We start from the raw sequence: 13,512 nt of genomic DNA on the forward strand, positions 1-13,512 counted from the left end.
TGACCTCGCTCAACTCTCAGTTCACTGCCGACGTCGTGATGTTCAGCGCCTGCCGTCCCGAAGGCAGCGTCGTCACCGGCGGGCGCTTGCGTACGGGGTCGCCGCCCTTGTCGTATCCCTTGGCCATCAGCGGCGCGTTCTTCGGCAGCACCACCACCTTGGCGCCGACATTGACGCGGCTGAACAGGTCCGTGACGTCCTCGTTGGTCATGCGAATGCAACCGGAGGACACGAACTTGCCGATCGTGGTGGGATCGTTCGTGCCATGGATGCGGTATTCGCTCGAGCCGAGATACATCGCGCGAGCGCCGAGCGGATTGCCGGGACCGCCGGCGACGAAGCGCGGCAGATAAGGCTGACGCGCGATCATCTCGGCCGGCGGATGCCAGTCCGGCCACTCGGCCTTGCGACTGACGCTCTGCACGCCGGCCCAGGTGAAACCTTGTCGGCCGACGCCGACGCCGTAACGGATCGCGCGGCCATTGCCGAGCACGTAATAGAGGTAAGTGTTGCCGGTATCGATGACGATGGTCCCGGCCGGCTCGTTCCGGTCGAAGCTGACGATCTGCTTGCGCAGCCGGTCGGGCAGCGCGGCATCCTCGTCGGCGGCCTGCGGCGCCGCGTTGACATAACCCCGCGAATAGCTCGGGTCCTGCGGATATCCCTGCGGCTGCATCGGCGCGTAGCCGAGCGTCTGGGCCTGTGCCGCGAAGGGCACGGTCAGCAATGCTGTCGCGAAGGCAATGGCGGTGGTGGCGCGCAGCGAGAAGCGGCGACGGACTGGAGAGAACCTTGTCATGTGCTGCCCCATTGGATGTGCATCAGGTGATGCGGCTCCCAACAAACGCAGCTGGACCGACTCAAGTTCCACCGCTCGCTGCGGCGGCGAGGTCACAGTCAAGCGAGCAAAACTTCACGAAACCGCGATGGAACCGGAACGTCCGCCCGGACGTTCTACTGCCAACAATGGGCGCGCGGAGGCTTCCGTGCGGGAGGAGATATTGTGCGCGTCCTTCCCACTGAACGTCTGATTTCCGGCAATAACGAGGGCGCCCCGCTTCCCGACAGCCATGTCGAGCTGCCGCCGGTGATCCGCCGCACCGAGTTCGTCGCCTTTGCGCTCGCCGGTCTGTTCCTGATTGCCGTGGTCGCCGTGCTCTACGTCGCCAGGGCATTCTTCCTCCCGGTCGTGATGGCGGTCGTCGCCGGCACCATGTTGTCGCCGGCCGCGAGCTTTCTCGAGCGGCGGCATGTGCCGCGCGCCTTCGGCGCCGTGCTGATCGTGATCGCGGTGACGACGGTGGTCGCCTTCGTCGTCGCGCTGATTGCCGTGCCAGCGATGGAGTGGAGCTCGCGCCTGCCGGAATTGGGCGCGCAGTTGAAGGAGAAGATGCACGTCTTCGACCGGCCGCTGGCGCTGTGGAAGGAATTGCAGACGATGGTGGGCGGCTCGGAGGGGCTGCCTAGCCTTCCGCTGCCGAAAACCGAATGGGTGCAACCGACGCTGGAATTCCTGTCGCCGACCTTCGCCGAATTCCTGCTGTTCTTCGCCACGCTGATCCTGTTCATCGCGAGCTGGCGCGACCTGCGGCGGGCGCTGATCATGAATTTCGGCGATCGCGATTCGCGGCTGCGCACGCTGCGGATCCTCAACGAGATCGAGGTCCATCTCGGCAACTATCTTTTGACGGTGACGCTGATCAATGTCGGCGTGGGTATCGCAACCGGTCTCATCTGCGCCGTCACCGGCATGCCCAATCCGGCCGGGCTCGGCGCGCTTGCGGCGGCGCTCAACTTCATCCCGATCATCGGACCGGTCGCGATGTTCGTCATCCTGGTCGTGGTGGGGCTCGTCGCCTTCCCGACCATCGGCGGCGGACTGATGGCGGGGCTCGCCTTCGGCGGCATCACCTTCCTGGAAGGACACTTCGTCACGCCGACCATCATCGGGCGCAGGCTTTCCCTGAACGCGCTTGCCGTCTTCATCGCGCTGGCCTTCTGGACCTGGCTGTGGGGGCCGATGGGCGCATTCCTGTCGTCGCCGCTCCTGATCGTCGGGCTGATCCTGAAGGAGCATCTGCTGCCGGAGAATTCGCCGCAGCTGCCGCAGGCATGACCGGTTTCCCGAACGGAACTTACCCGGGCACGAAACGTTTTCCGGCTATCTCAGCCGCCAACAGCTTTGGAGCTCCTGATGTCAACCAATGGCGAAACCGGGATGAGAGACTGGACCGACAAAGCCACCAGAGAACGCCTCGAGAAGGATGTAGCAGCCGTGAAAAGCGATATCGCCGCCCTCACCGATCAGATCACCGACGCGCTCAACACCTTTGCCAATTCCACCAGCAAGCAGGCCCGCCGCGGCTATCGCCAGGCCCGCGAGAGCGTGGATTCCGCGGTCGACGACATGTCGGATCGCGGCAGCGCCATGATGGAAGCTGCGCAAGACGCCTACGGCTCGATCGAGGAAACGCTGGAAGATGCCATCACGCAGCGGCCGCTCGCGACCGTCGGACTCGCGCTCGGCATCGGCTTCCTGATCGGTGTCGCCTGGCGCCGGTAGCGTGGGCGCAGGACCTTGACGTTGTTACGGCGGCGCTGTCGCGCCGTCGCTGCCGGCTTGCGGGGATCTGAGGAGCAAGGCCATGTTACAGCGCATCATCGACGGCATCAGCGCATCGACGGGCGCGACCGTCCGCCTGACATCGCTCGCCGCGGGCGCGGCACTCGCGCTCTTCATCACCACGGGCTTTCTCTGCGCGGCCGCCTTCATCTCGGTCCTTCAGACCTATGGACCGGTGCAGGCCTGCCTCGCCGGCGCCGGCATCTTCTTCCTGCTGACGCTTGCCGCGGCGGGGAGCTATTGGGGCTACAAGCGGGAGATGCGGAAGCGCGCCCGGATCGCCGCCGAGCGCGCCGCGAAGTCGGCCGCTTCGAGCATGCTCGCCGACCCCATGCTGCTCGCGACGGGCCTCCAGATCGTTCGCGCCATCGGAATCAAGCGGCTGCTGCCGATCCTGGCGATCGGCGGCGTCGCCCTCGGAATCATGGCGAGCCGCGCCGGCGCATCCGACGAAGCCTCGGCTGAACCGGCCGAATAGCGGTCGAAGCGCTAAGATAATTTCGTCGTCGGCAGAACGGGCGAGCTTGCGGGAATTCCATCCGGCGATCATGCGCAATTTTGCGCCAGATTGGACAATTCCAGCCCCCCTCACGCAAACGCTACTCGGATAGGCGGGCGGTTGCCGCTAAAAGCAGCGCCCGTGATTCCAAAAGTCATTTTCCGCGATGAAACCGTCCGTCAAGGCGAACCTCGCCGCATTCCATCACGATGCCAGATTGTATTTGACGCTCGGCATTGCCAACTGGTCGGTGTTCGTCGACCACATCCCGAACAACGTCGTTAATCTCCTGACGCTGCGAAATTTCGGCTTCAGCGGCGCCGCTGACCTGTTCGTGTTCGTGGTGGGTTATGGCGTCGCCATCATTCACGGCAGGATGGCGCTGGAGCGCGGCTACGTCGTCGCGGCGACGCGCATCTTCCGCCGCGTCTGGCGGCTCTACGCTGCCTATGTCGTGCTCTTCGTGATCTATATCGACACCATCGCCTATGTCGCCTCGCAATCGATGGCGCCGGAGATCATCCACGAATACAACATCTCGGGCATTCTCGATCATCCGCTGCGCATCCTGATCCGCGGCCTCGTGCTCCAGGAAGAGCCGCTGAACCTCGACCTCCTGCAACTGATGATCCCGCTGATGGCGTTCTTTCCGTTTGCGCTATGGGGTTTGTTGCGGCGGCCGAACCTGACGCTGGCGGCATCGGTCGCGCTGTACGTTGCGGCGCGCTGGTTCGACTGGAATTTCCGGGTCTATCCGGACCAGGACTGGACCTTCAATCCGCTGTGCTGGCAGATGCTGATGGTCCTCGGCGGCTGGTTCGCCGTAACAGGCGCCTCCGGACGCGCGTTGCACGGCATGTCCTGGCTGCGGATCCTCGCGGGTGCCTATCTCATCTTCGCGATGGCGGTCACCTTGATGCGGCATTCGCCCGCGCTGGCCGTCTATTTGCCGGACGTCGTCGTCAACAGCATCGCGCCGACAGACAAGGAAAACCTCGCGCCCTATCGCGTGATCCATTTCCTCGCGCTCGCCTTCCTCGCGACCCATCTCATTCCGGCCGACCACCCCGGCCTGAAGTTGCGGCCGCTTCAGGCGGTGATCACATGCGGCGAGGAATGGCTCGCGGTGTTCTGCGTTGCCGTGTTCCTGTCCTTCGCCGGCCATCTCATCCTGATCACCGGACCGAACCTCGTGGTGATGCAGATCGCGGTAAGCCTCGTTGGCTTCGCGGCGATGACGGCTGTGGCCTATTACATCTCGTGGTCGAGGCGGCAGGACCTTCCGGCCGCCCTGCGGCAGCAGGCCTAGAGCTCCGTTCCGATCTAATCGGAACGGAGCTCTAGATTCCTGTCTTGACGCGTTTTCTTCACGCGAACCGGTACCCACTTCGCTCGAGCCAAATAATCGTGCGATTCTGCTAGGCCGAGACCTGTGGCTGCGCTATGCGGGGAGCCTCTGCGTGAGGGGACCGGGCGTGGCGATGGCAAAGGGCGGGGGTGATGAGGCTGACAGCGCGCCCCGGCGCGGCCGGCCGCGATCGATCGAGACCACCAACGCCATTCTCGAAAGCGCCTATGCGCTGATGGCCGCCACCGGCCTTGCCGCCACCTCCATCGACGCCGTCGCACGCCACTCCAGCGTCTCCAAGATGACGATCTACAAATGGTGGCCGTCGCGGGAAGCGCTGCTGATCGACGCCTTCCTTCATCATGCCGCGCAGATGCTGCCGCTGCCGCCTGCGAGCTCCGGCAGCCCCGCGGCGCGCGCACGCCGCCATGCCGCGGCCTATGCCGAGGCGCTCCAGGGCGAGTTCGGCAAGGTGCAGCTCGCCGTCGTCTCCGAATGCATTTCCAAGACCGGCTCGGCGGAGCTGTTCTATGCCCGCTACCTGCAATTCCGCCGCGACGCACTGGTCGAGATGATCGCCGCTGGCCAGACGGATGGCAGCATCCTGGCGGAGGGAGCGCCCGAGTATCTCTACGACGCCATCTATGGCAGCCTGTTCTACCGCTACGTCTTCGGCATTGCACCGATCACGCCGGCCTACGCGCGCAATCTGGTCGACCTGGTGCTGCGGCCGAAGGGTTAGAGCATGATCCGGAAAAGTGCGAAGCGGTTTTCCGAAAAGATCATGCTCAAAGCAACAATCTGAAGCTCGACCTCTATCGCACCGGCCTGACCGGCGCCGAGATCTTGTCCGTGCGGTCGCGCTCGGACATGTCGACCACCGTCTCCATCGGCGCCGTCAATTCATAGACGTAGGAGGCGTCGGTGAAGTAGCGCTTGGCGGTGCCGCCGAGCGCTTCGGGCGCGACACGGTCGAGCAGGATCAGACCGAAATCGGAATCCGGGCGGCGCGTCGCCTCGCTGGTGTTGAACTCCTCCCAGCGGAAATGGAAGACCTCGTCGGTCCCCTCGCCCGTCACCGTCCAATTCGCGGTGATGTGCGGATGCTTTCCGACCAGCGACAGACCTTCGTCGGAGTGCGAGGCGAGCTCGAAGAACAGGAGCGACAGGCTCTGCGCGGCGCGCGCGCTGACCGCGATGTCGGGGCCGGTGACGGCGATGCGATCGGCATGCGGGATGGCGCGCGCCTCGAACAGGCCCTTCAGCTTGACGCCCTGCCACTGGCTCTCGCTGAGCAGCGAGACCACGTTGGACATGGCGTGGATGCGGCCGATCAGCAGTTCACGCGCAACGTCGATGTCCGAGCCGTGGCGCAGCGTGCGCGTCACGATCGACTGGATCACCGCCAGGATGTTCTTGACCCGGTGGTTGAGCTCGTCGATGACGGCGGTCAGCCGGCGCTCGAAGCCGATCCGCACCTGGATTTCCCGGCTGAGCCGCAGATTGTTGTAGGCGACATAGCCGAACAGGCCGCACACCATCGCGGTGATGGCAAAACCGATCGCCGCCACGATGATCGCCGTCTGCTCAGCGCGCCGCGCCGAATTGGTCTTGGCGTAGTAGCCGAGATGCCAGTCGCGGCCGCCAAAGCTCACCGTGCGCGTCGCCGACGGCGCCGGCCCGTCCGCTGCCGTCATGCGTGACGAGACCACGCCCTGGTCGTTGGCAACGAGCTCGCCACCTTCCCTGCGCGGATCCTTCAGCGCGACCGAGAACAACGACATGTCGTCATTGGTCAGCATCAGGGAGGCGAGCTCGTAGGAAAACGTGACGAAGCCGGCCGGCTCGGTCGCGCCCTCGGGAATGACGGGCGCGGCCACGATGATGCCGATGGGCCCGCCGCCACGCAGCAACTGAACCGGGTCCGAGGCGACCGACCTCTTCTCGACACGCGCACGCGTCAGCATGGCGCTGCGCACCTGATCCTGCTCGTAGCTGCGGCCGGGCAGCGCCTTGGTCTCGTTGCTGCGCGGTTCGAGGTCCATCAGCACGTCGATCGGCTGGGTGACCTTCGCAAGATCGATCGGCTTGTCGTCATACGTGCGAATCTGCGGATTGGGGAAGCCGGCGCTCGCGATCGCGTCCTCCGCCGGGAGAAGCTCGTTCGGCTTCAGCCGGGCGACCCACCCGGCGACCACGAAATCGGTCTTGAAGGCGTAGATGGCCGAGCGCAGCGGCTCCAGCATGTTCGGCTTGATGACCGACGGCGCACGGAACAAGCCTGAGGCGACACGCGCGAGCAGCTCGCGCTCGGTCAGCCGGTCCTGGACCAGGCTCGCGTGGACGTCGATCGCGCGCGCCAGCGCGATCCGGTCCAGTGCCAGCTCCTGGTCGTGGACGCGATAGGCCGCGAGCCCGGAGAGCAGGGCTCCGAGCAGGGCGATGAAACCGATGATAAAACCCAGCCGGACCACTTCGACTACTCAGGCGAAAACAGCAGGTCGGCAATAAACACGGAGCATATCAACGCCGCTCGAACGGCCATGTGCCGAAACAGAGTGGACCCCAGTAACGGAGATAATGAAGGAGGAGGCATCAGTACGCAACTTCGGTCGCCTGAAAAGCTTAATTCGCCCGGCCGATGGTCTGGCCATGAAGGCTTTGCTCCGGGCACCGGAGGTAGTTAATCGCCGTGTCCGAAATTTGTTCCGCGGATGCGGCTTTTGCCCCAGACGTTAACGGCGGAAAACGCCTGCGCCACGTCGTCGCGCCGTCAGCCCGCCCGTTTCAGGCCGCCTTTGGCCTCGATGAAGCCGACGATCTGGTCGAGCCCCTCGCTCTTTTTCAGGTTGGTCATGACGAAGGGGCGCGCGCCGCGCATGCGCCTGGCGTCCGTCTCCATCTTCTCCAGGGAGGCGCCGACATGGGGCGCGAGGTCGATCTTGTTGATGACCAGGAGGTCGGAGCGGGTGATACCGGGGCCGCCCTTGGACGGGATCTTGTCGCCGGCCGCCACGTCGATGACGTAGATGGTGAGGTCGGCGAGCTCCGGGGAAAAAGTGGCAGCCAGATTGTCGCCGCCGGACTCGATCAGCACGAGGTCGAGCCCGGGGAATTTTGCGCGCATGTCGGCGACCGCGGCCAGGTTCATCGAAGCGTCCTCGCGGATCGCGGTGTGCGGGCAGCCGCCGGTCTCGACGCCGGCGATGCGGTCCGGCGTCAGCGAGCCCGAGCGCACCAGGAATTCCGCATCCCATTTGGTGTAGATGTCGTTGGTGATCGCCGCAATGTCATAGCGCTCGCGCATGGTCTTGCAGAGCAGGTCCATCAGCGCGGTCTTGCCCGATCCGACCGGGCCGCCTATTCCGACGCGCAAGGGGCCGTGAGATTTCGACATGTCACTCGCTCTCTCTCGATGGATTAAAGGCCGCACCGCTCACGAGCGAAACAGCCGCGTATATTGCGTCTCGTGCCGCAGGCTGGCGAGATCGGCGCGGAAGGTCGCGCTGCCGAGGTCATCCAAGTTCGCATTCAACGCACGATTGGCGGTCGCGGCAACGGCGGCTTCCAGCTTCACCAGCACCCGCTGGCTGTCGGTCTGGCCGAGCGGAATGAGGCGGCTCGCCGCCGAAATCCAGTTCGAGACCAGCGCATGCAGGAAGGCGTGCAGCGTCGGCGCCAGCGGCACGCCGTGCACCGCGGCAACCACGCCGACGGCGACAGGATAGATCAGTGCCGTGCGACATGCCGCCACCATGGCATTCAGCCCGTCGGCATCCCACGCGGCGCGGGAGATGTCGATGAAGGCGCGGCCCTGCGAGGTCGTCTCGAGCTGCCGCTCGCGCGACGGCACGAAGGCGGCGGCGAGCTCCGCGATATCGTTCAAGGTGGTGTCCTCGCCCAATTCAGTGGCGCGATAGGCGTGGACCAGGAACGTCGCATCGCAAAAGCCGGAACCATCGCCCAGCATGGCGTCGAGCCAGTCGGCCAGCGTCGCGGTGTCAGCGATGTCGCCCGCCTCGACCGCCCATTCGATGCCGCTGGAATAGGAGAAGCCGCCGACCGGAAAGGCTGGCGACAGCCACGTCATCAGCCGGTACAGCGCCGCCGCCTCGCGCTCGGCGAGGTCACCGGCACTCACCGGCTCATTTGTGGTCATGAGCATGCTTGTGGCCGTGGTGGTGGTCGGGGTGGTCGCAATGCTCGTCGTGGTGATGGTCGTGGCCATGGTCATGCGCGGCATGATCATGGTGGTCGTGGTGATCGTGACCATGATCATGGTGATGATGGTCGTGATCGTGATGCCCGTGATCATCGTGACCATGTGCGTGGCCGCCGTCGGCGTAAGCGCCGCCCTCGGGATCGAACGGCGCCTCGATCTCGATCACGCGCGCGCCGAGACCCTTCACCATGGCCTCGATGACATGGTCGCGGCGGATGCGCAGGCTCTTGGCCATGATCTGCGTCGGCAAATGGCGATTGCCGAGATGCCAGCCGACGCGAATGAGGTGGTGCGGATCGCGGCCGCGGATCTCCAGCAGCGGCTCGGGCGCCGCGACCACTTCGACCAGCCTGCCGTCCTCCAGCACCAACGCATCACCGCCGCGCAGTGCGACGGCATTCTCCAGGTCGAGCAGGAATTCGAGGCCCCGCGTCCCCGTCATCGCCATGCGGCGGCGGTGCCGGTCGTCGAAATCGAGCACCACCGTATCCGCCGGCGTCTCCGTGAAGCCGTGCTGTCCCTTAACCTGCGTCGCCCGGATCATGCTTTTACCCCGTTACCGTGTCTCGACCTTCTCGGGCGTGATCACTTCAATCTTCGGCGGCGCCGTAAAACACTTCACCGCGACGCGGCCGAACGTCTTCATGTGCTCCATGGCGCGATGCGGCACCAGCGCCTCGGCGCTCTCCCACTGCTCGACGAACACCATCTTGGCGGGATCGGTGACGCTCTCGTGCAAATCATAGGCGATGTTGCCGGGCTCCTTCCGCGTCTCCTTGATGCAGGCGGTGGCGGCCGCAATGAATTCGGCGCGCGTCTCGGGCTTGATGGTCAAGGTGGCAACGACGTAAATCACGAGAAATCCTCCCGGCTTTTCTTCTAAGGTAAGATACCGGGCGGGACCTTAGACCAGGCGGGGTCGAACGCAAAACCGGAAAAGCCGCCCCAGGACATGCAACAAGACATGCAATCGGGACATGCGCCGGGGACATGCATCCAGACGCTATTTCAGTACATGAAATATCGCTGCGCCATCGGCAGCACCTCGGCGGGCGCGCAGGTCAGCAGTTCGCCGTCGGCGCGCACCTCGTAGGTCTCGGGATCGACCTCGATATTGGGCGTGGCGTCGTTGTGGATCATGCTCTTCTTCGAGATCTTTCCGCGGGTGTTCTGCACCGCATAGAGCTTCTTGTCGATGCCGAGCTTTCGCGCGAGGCCGCCGGTGACCGCCGCCTTCGAGGTGAACACCACGGACGACGCGGTGCGCGCCTTGCCGAAGGCACCGAACATCGGCTGATAGTGCACCGGCTGCGGCGTCGGGATCGAGGCGTTGGGATCGCCCATGGGGGCGGCGACGATCGAGCCGCCCTTGATGATACAGTCCGGCTTGACGCCGAAGAAGGCCGGCGACCACAGCACGAGGTCGGCGAGCTTGCCCTTCTCGACCGATCCGATCAGCTTCGACACGCCGTGCGCGATCGCAGGATTGATCGTGTACTTGGCGATGTAGCGCTTGACGCGGAAGTTGTCGTTGTCCTTGCCTTTGTCCTGGTCGAGCGACCCGCGCTGCTTCTTCATCTTGTCCGCGGTCTGCCACGTCCGGATGATGACCTCGCCGAGTCGGCCCATGGCCTGCGAGTCCGAGGACATCATCGAGAGCGCGCCGAGATCGTGCAGGATATCCTCGGCCGCGATGGTCTCCTTGCGGATGCGGCTCTCCGCAAACGCGAGGTCTTCCGCGATCGAGGGATCGAGATGGTGGCACACCATCAGCATGTCCAGATGCTCGTCGATGGTGTTGCGGGTGAAGGGCCGCGTCGGGTTGGTCGAGGACGGCAGCACATTCTTCAGCCCCGCGACCTTGATGATGTCGGGGGCGTGACCGCCGCCGGCGCCCTCGGTGTGGAAGGCGTGGATGGTACGGCCCTTGAAGGCCTTGATCGTATCCTCGACGAAGCCGGATTCGTTCAGCGTGTCGGAATGCAGCATGACCTGGACGTCGTAATCGTCGGCCACCGACAGGCAGTTGTCGATCGCAGCCGGCGTGGTGCCCCAGTCCTCGTGCAGCTTCAGCGCGCAGGCGCCGCCCTTGATCATCTCGACCAGGGCGGCGGGCCGCGACGCGTTACCCTTGCCGGAGATGCCGAGATTGACCGGGAAGGCGTCGAACGACTGGATCATCCGCCCCATGTGCCACGGTCCCGGCGTGCAGGTGGTGGCGAACGTGCCGTGCGAGGGACCGGTGCCGCCGCCGAGCATCGAGGTGACGCCAGACATCAGCGCGTGCTCGATCTGCTGCGGACAGATGAAATGGATGTGGCTGTCGAAGCCGCCGGCGGTGAGGATTTTTCCTTCGCCCGCGATCACGTCGGTGCCGGGGCCGACGATGATGGTGACGCCCGGCTGGATGTCGGGATTACCAGCCTTGCCGATCGCCGAAATCATGCCGTCCTTGATCGCAACGTCGGCCTTCACGATGCCCCAGTGGTCGACGATCAGGGCATTGGTGATGACGGTGTCGGCCGCACCCTGCTTGTTGGTGACCTGCGACTGGCCCATGCCGTCGCGGATCACCTTGCCGCCGCCGAACTTCACCTCCTCGCCGTAGGTGGTGAAATCCTTCTCGACCTCGATGATGAGATCGGTGTCGGCCAACCGCACCTTGTCGCCGGTGGTCGGGCCGAACATGTCGGCATAGACGGAACGCTTTATTTTGACGGACATCACAAGCCCCGTTTGCGTTTGAATTTTTGGTTGTTCACAGCGAAGCCCTCGCTGCGCTTACGGCATCGTCGAATTTTGCATCGAGCCACGAATTGCCGCCACGGCATCCGGCGACGACCTGCTCAGCCCAGCCCGTGTAGTCGGCGAGATCGTCGCGCTCTTCGGCGGACGGGTCGGAATGAATGCGCGCGCCGATGTTGCTGATCTTGTCGGCGATCTTGATGAGTTTTGCTCCGGCAGATTTCTTCGGCCCATCGACGATCTGCCGGCGTCGCCGCTCTGGTTTGGGCAGGCTCATGTCGTCAGTGCATTCAACGACGAGAGAGGCGACGCGATCAGAGAATTTCTGTGCGAGCTCCTCGCGAGTGGTGTCGGTGTCCTCGATCACGTCGTGCAGCCACCCGGCCGCGACCAGCTCGGCATCCGCGCCATCGGTCGCCGTCGCCAGCAGGTTCGCGACCTCCGCGAGATGGTTGATGTAAGGCTCGTTCCCCCGCCCCTTGCGCGCCATGCCGTTGTGCCGGCGCGCGGCCAGCTCAGCAGCTTCGGAGACGAGGCGGACGGCGGGGAGCATGGACTCACAGCTTCCCCATCACGTCGCCGCGAAAACCGTAGATGGTCTTCTTGCCGGCCACGGCGACGAGCTGGACGTCGCGGGTCTGGCCGGGCTCGAAGCGGACGGCGGTGCCGGCGGCGATGTCGAGGCGCATGCCGCGGGCTTTCTTGCGGTCGAATTTCAGCGCCGGGTTGGTCTCGAAGAAATGGTAGTGCGAGCCGACCTGGATCGGGCGGTCGCCGGTGTTGGCCACCGTCAGCGTCACGGTCTTGCGGCCGGCATTGAGCTCGATCTCGCCGTCCTGGATGAAGAGTTCGCCGGGAATCATGCTCTCGCTCCTACCTGATCGGCTCGTGCACGGTGACGAGCTTGGTGCCGTCCGGAAAGGTCGCCTCGACCTGGATGTCGTGGATCATTTCGGGAATGCCCGGCATCACCTGGTCGCGGGTGAGAACCTGCGCGCCGGATTGCATCAGCTCGGCGACGGTACGGCCGTCGCGCGCGCCTTCGAGGATGAAGTCGGAGATGATCGCGATCGCCTCGGGATGGTTGAGCTTGACGCCGCGATCCAGCCGGCGGCGGGCGACGATCGCCGCCATCGAGATCAGGAGCTTGTCCTTTTCGCGGGGAGACAGGTTCATGCAGCATCTCTTCCGTTCAATGCATCAATTCAGCAGCCATCAACTCAGCCACAGCCGCGGCAGCGCCGCGCCGGTCCGCGCCAGCACCGCCATCATATCGGCGCGCAAGCGCGCGGCATCTTGGGCACAGAACCGCGCCATTGCAAAGCCATTCCAGGCGGAGATTCCGACCTCGCCGGCGAATGACTCCGAGGCCTCGCGGATACGCTCGATCAGCGGCTCGTCGCCGGGAACGATCAGCGCCGTGCCGATCGCGGCACCGCCCTTGGCCACCGCCGATCGCCCTAGTTTTGCACCGATATTGCCGTCGAGCCTGACGGTTTCGGCGAACACCAGCTTGCCACCACGACGCAGCCGCCAGCGATCAATGAACTCGCCCTGCTCCATCCGCTCGCCCATGGCGGTGCGGCCAAACACGACGATTTCGCAAAGCAGAAGCGAGGCGGCCTCGTCCAGCTCGATGTCGAAGCGACGATGGACCCGGGCACGATCGAACAGGATCGTCTCTTGGGGCAACCAGCCGAGGTGCGCGCCCGCGGCGACCTTCAAGGCGATATTGAGCTGCGCCGCCGCCCCGGGCGCACGATAGACCTTCTCGGCCGCAGCGGTGGTCAATGTCAGGCGCGAGCCCTGACCTGCCGCGATCTCGATGTCAAAACTGTCTCCGCCGGCAACGCCGCCAGCCGTGTTGACGAACACGCCGGAGAGCCCCTCGCCCTCCGGCGAGGGAAAGCGCACGCGCAGGGAGCCGGACTCATGCAAGACGCCCCGCCGCGTCACCCCATCGCGGGCATGGACGTCGAAGCGCACCGCGCCGCGGGCGCGGTTCGCCTCGAATACCGAAGATGTCGTCAAAGCGTCGCTGCGCATCCGTCTCCCCAGCCGGCCGCGGCAGAAAT

Annotated in this window: 16 protein-coding genes; 5 read left to right on the forward strand and 11 right to left on the reverse strand. The window is 64.8% G+C overall.

Annotated elements, in window-relative coordinates; genetic code table 11:
- Nucleotides 1–16: 16 nt before the first annotated feature.
- Nucleotides 17–799, reverse strand: coding sequence for a L,D-transpeptidase (locus tag AC0L3X_RS36605; RefSeq protein ID WP_063986079.1), 783 nt, complete (start codon nucleotides 797–799; stop codon nucleotides 17–19).
- Nucleotides 800–1,003: 204 nt separating this feature from the next.
- On the opposite strand from AC0L3X_RS36605, the gene AC0L3X_RS36610 reads away from it, so the two are divergent.
- From AC0L3X_RS36610 to AC0L3X_RS36630, 5 genes are all read left to right on the forward strand, one after another.
- A complete protein-coding gene (locus AC0L3X_RS36610; protein ID WP_063980985.1) occupies nucleotides 1,004–2,116 on the forward strand; it encodes an AI-2E family transporter in 1,113 nt (370 codons plus the stop codon).
- A gap of 75 nt (nucleotides 2,117–2,191) precedes the next feature.
- Nucleotides 2,192–2,563: an ElaB/YgaM/YqjD family protein gene (locus tag AC0L3X_RS36615; protein WP_028148389.1), complete on the forward strand. Its 372-nt coding sequence runs from the start codon at nucleotides 2,192–2,194 to the stop codon at nucleotides 2,561–2,563.
- Nucleotides 2,564–2,645: 82 nt separating this feature from the next.
- The gene (locus AC0L3X_RS36620; protein WP_028148388.1) at nucleotides 2,646–3,101 is read left to right on the forward strand and encodes a hypothetical protein; all 456 of its coding nucleotides are present in this window, start codon (nucleotides 2,646–2,648) and stop codon (nucleotides 3,099–3,101) included.
- A gap of 187 nt (nucleotides 3,102–3,288) precedes the next feature.
- Nucleotides 3,289–4,431, forward strand: a complete 1,143-nt coding sequence (locus AC0L3X_RS36625; RefSeq protein ID WP_473317228.1) for an OpgC domain-containing protein — start codon at nucleotides 3,289–3,291, stop codon at nucleotides 4,429–4,431.
- Nucleotides 4,432–4,603: 172 nt separating this feature from the next.
- On the forward strand, nucleotides 4,604–5,212 hold the full coding sequence (locus AC0L3X_RS36630) for a TetR/AcrR family transcriptional regulator (RefSeq protein ID WP_063980983.1): 609 nt from the start codon (nucleotides 4,604–4,606) through the stop codon (nucleotides 5,210–5,212).
- 73 nt (nucleotides 5,213–5,285) lie between these two features.
- On the opposite strand, the gene AC0L3X_RS36635 is transcribed toward AC0L3X_RS36630, so the two are convergent.
- The 10 genes from AC0L3X_RS36635 to AC0L3X_RS36680 all read right to left on the reverse strand — a co-directional run bounded on the left by AC0L3X_RS36635 (nucleotide 5,286) and on the right by AC0L3X_RS36680 (nucleotide 13,483).
- Nucleotides 5,286–6,944, reverse strand: a complete 1,659-nt coding sequence (locus AC0L3X_RS36635; RefSeq protein WP_063980982.1) for a CHASE domain-containing protein — start codon at nucleotides 6,942–6,944, stop codon at nucleotides 5,286–5,288.
- 299 nt (nucleotides 6,945–7,243) lie between these two features.
- The gene (gene ureG, locus AC0L3X_RS36640; RefSeq protein ID WP_063980981.1) at nucleotides 7,244–7,867 is read right to left on the reverse strand and encodes an urease accessory protein UreG; all 624 of its coding nucleotides are present in this window, start codon (nucleotides 7,865–7,867) and stop codon (nucleotides 7,244–7,246) included.
- Between the two features lie 39 nt (nucleotides 7,868–7,906).
- Nucleotides 7,907–8,635, reverse strand: coding sequence for an urease accessory protein UreF (locus AC0L3X_RS36645; RefSeq protein ID WP_084794959.1), 729 nt, complete (start codon nucleotides 8,633–8,635; stop codon nucleotides 7,907–7,909).
- Complete coding sequence (locus tag AC0L3X_RS36650) at nucleotides 8,616–9,236, reverse strand: urease accessory protein UreE (protein WP_063980980.1); 621 nt, start codon at nucleotides 9,234–9,236, stop codon at nucleotides 8,616–8,618. Before AC0L3X_RS36650 ends, AC0L3X_RS36645 begins: the two co-directional genes overlap by 20 nt.
- Before the next feature lie 12 nt (nucleotides 9,237–9,248).
- Entirely contained in the window at nucleotides 9,249–9,548 is a 300-nt protein-coding gene (locus tag AC0L3X_RS36655; RefSeq protein WP_014498210.1) for a putative quinol monooxygenase, read from the reverse strand.
- Between the two features lie 152 nt (nucleotides 9,549–9,700).
- Nucleotides 9,701–11,416 carry an urease subunit alpha gene (ureC, locus tag AC0L3X_RS36660; RefSeq protein ID WP_071916691.1) on the reverse strand — a complete coding sequence of 572 codons (1,716 nt, stop codon included), beginning with the start codon at nucleotides 11,414–11,416 and terminating at the stop codon, nucleotides 9,701–9,703.
- Nucleotides 11,417–11,450: 34 nt separating this feature from the next.
- Nucleotides 11,451–11,990: an HD domain-containing protein gene (locus AC0L3X_RS36665; protein ID WP_354132146.1), complete on the reverse strand. Its 540-nt coding sequence runs from the start codon at nucleotides 11,988–11,990 to the stop codon at nucleotides 11,451–11,453.
- A gap of 4 nt (nucleotides 11,991–11,994) precedes the next feature.
- Nucleotides 11,995–12,300, reverse strand: a complete 306-nt coding sequence (locus AC0L3X_RS36670; RefSeq protein ID WP_007599812.1) for an urease subunit beta — start codon at nucleotides 12,298–12,300, stop codon at nucleotides 11,995–11,997.
- A gap of 10 nt (nucleotides 12,301–12,310) precedes the next feature.
- The gene (locus tag AC0L3X_RS36675) at nucleotides 12,311–12,613 is read right to left on the reverse strand and encodes an urease subunit gamma (RefSeq protein WP_007605424.1); all 303 of its coding nucleotides are present in this window, start codon (nucleotides 12,611–12,613) and stop codon (nucleotides 12,311–12,313) included.
- A gap of 39 nt (nucleotides 12,614–12,652) precedes the next feature.
- Entirely contained in the window at nucleotides 12,653–13,483 is an 831-nt protein-coding gene (locus AC0L3X_RS36680) for an urease accessory protein UreD (RefSeq protein ID WP_063980978.1), read from the reverse strand.
- Between the last annotated feature and the right edge of the window lie 29 nt (nucleotides 13,484–13,512).

It is taken from the genome of Bradyrhizobium sp. MI1.7 (assembly GCF_055811795.1).

Excerpts from the sequence above, each read along its gene's own strand:
- AC0L3X_RS36605 (WP_063986079.1), bottom strand. The coding sequence starts at position 799 with ATGACAAGGTTCTCTCCAGTCCGTCGCCGCTTCTCGCTGCGCGCCACC.
- AC0L3X_RS36620 (WP_028148388.1), top strand. The coding sequence starts at position 2,646 with ATGTTACAGCGCATCATCGACGGCATCAGCGCATCGACGGGCGCGACC.
- AC0L3X_RS36625 (WP_473317228.1), top strand. The coding sequence starts at position 3,289 with ATGAAACCGTCCGTCAAGGCGAACCTCGCCGCATTCCATCACGATGCC.
- AC0L3X_RS36630 (WP_063980983.1), top strand. The coding sequence starts at position 4,604 with ATGGCAAAGGGCGGGGGTGATGAGGCTGACAGCGCGCCCCGGCGCGGC.
- ureG (WP_063980981.1), bottom strand. The coding sequence starts at position 7,867 with ATGTCGAAATCTCACGGCCCCTTGCGCGTCGGAATAGGCGGCCCGGTC.
- AC0L3X_RS36645 (WP_084794959.1), bottom strand. The coding sequence starts at position 8,635 with ATGCTCATGACCACAAATGAGCCGGTGAGTGCCGGTGACCTCGCCGAG.
- AC0L3X_RS36650 (WP_063980980.1), bottom strand. The coding sequence starts at position 9,236 with ATGATCCGGGCGACGCAGGTTAAGGGACAGCACGGCTTCACGGAGACG.
- ureC (WP_071916691.1), bottom strand. The coding sequence starts at position 11,416 with ATGTCCGTCAAAATAAAGCGTTCCGTCTATGCCGACATGTTCGGCCCG.
- AC0L3X_RS36665 (WP_354132146.1), bottom strand. The coding sequence starts at position 11,990 with ATGCTCCCCGCCGTCCGCCTCGTCTCCGAAGCTGCTGAGCTGGCCGCG.
- AC0L3X_RS36670 (WP_007599812.1), bottom strand. The coding sequence starts at position 12,300 with ATGATTCCCGGCGAACTCTTCATCCAGGACGGCGAGATCGAGCTCAAT.
- AC0L3X_RS36675 (WP_007605424.1), bottom strand. The coding sequence starts at position 12,613 with ATGAACCTGTCTCCCCGCGAAAAGGACAAGCTCCTGATCTCGATGGCG.
- AC0L3X_RS36680 (WP_063980978.1), bottom strand. The coding sequence starts at position 13,483 with ATGCGCAGCGACGCTTTGACGACATCTTCGGTATTCGAGGCGAACCGC.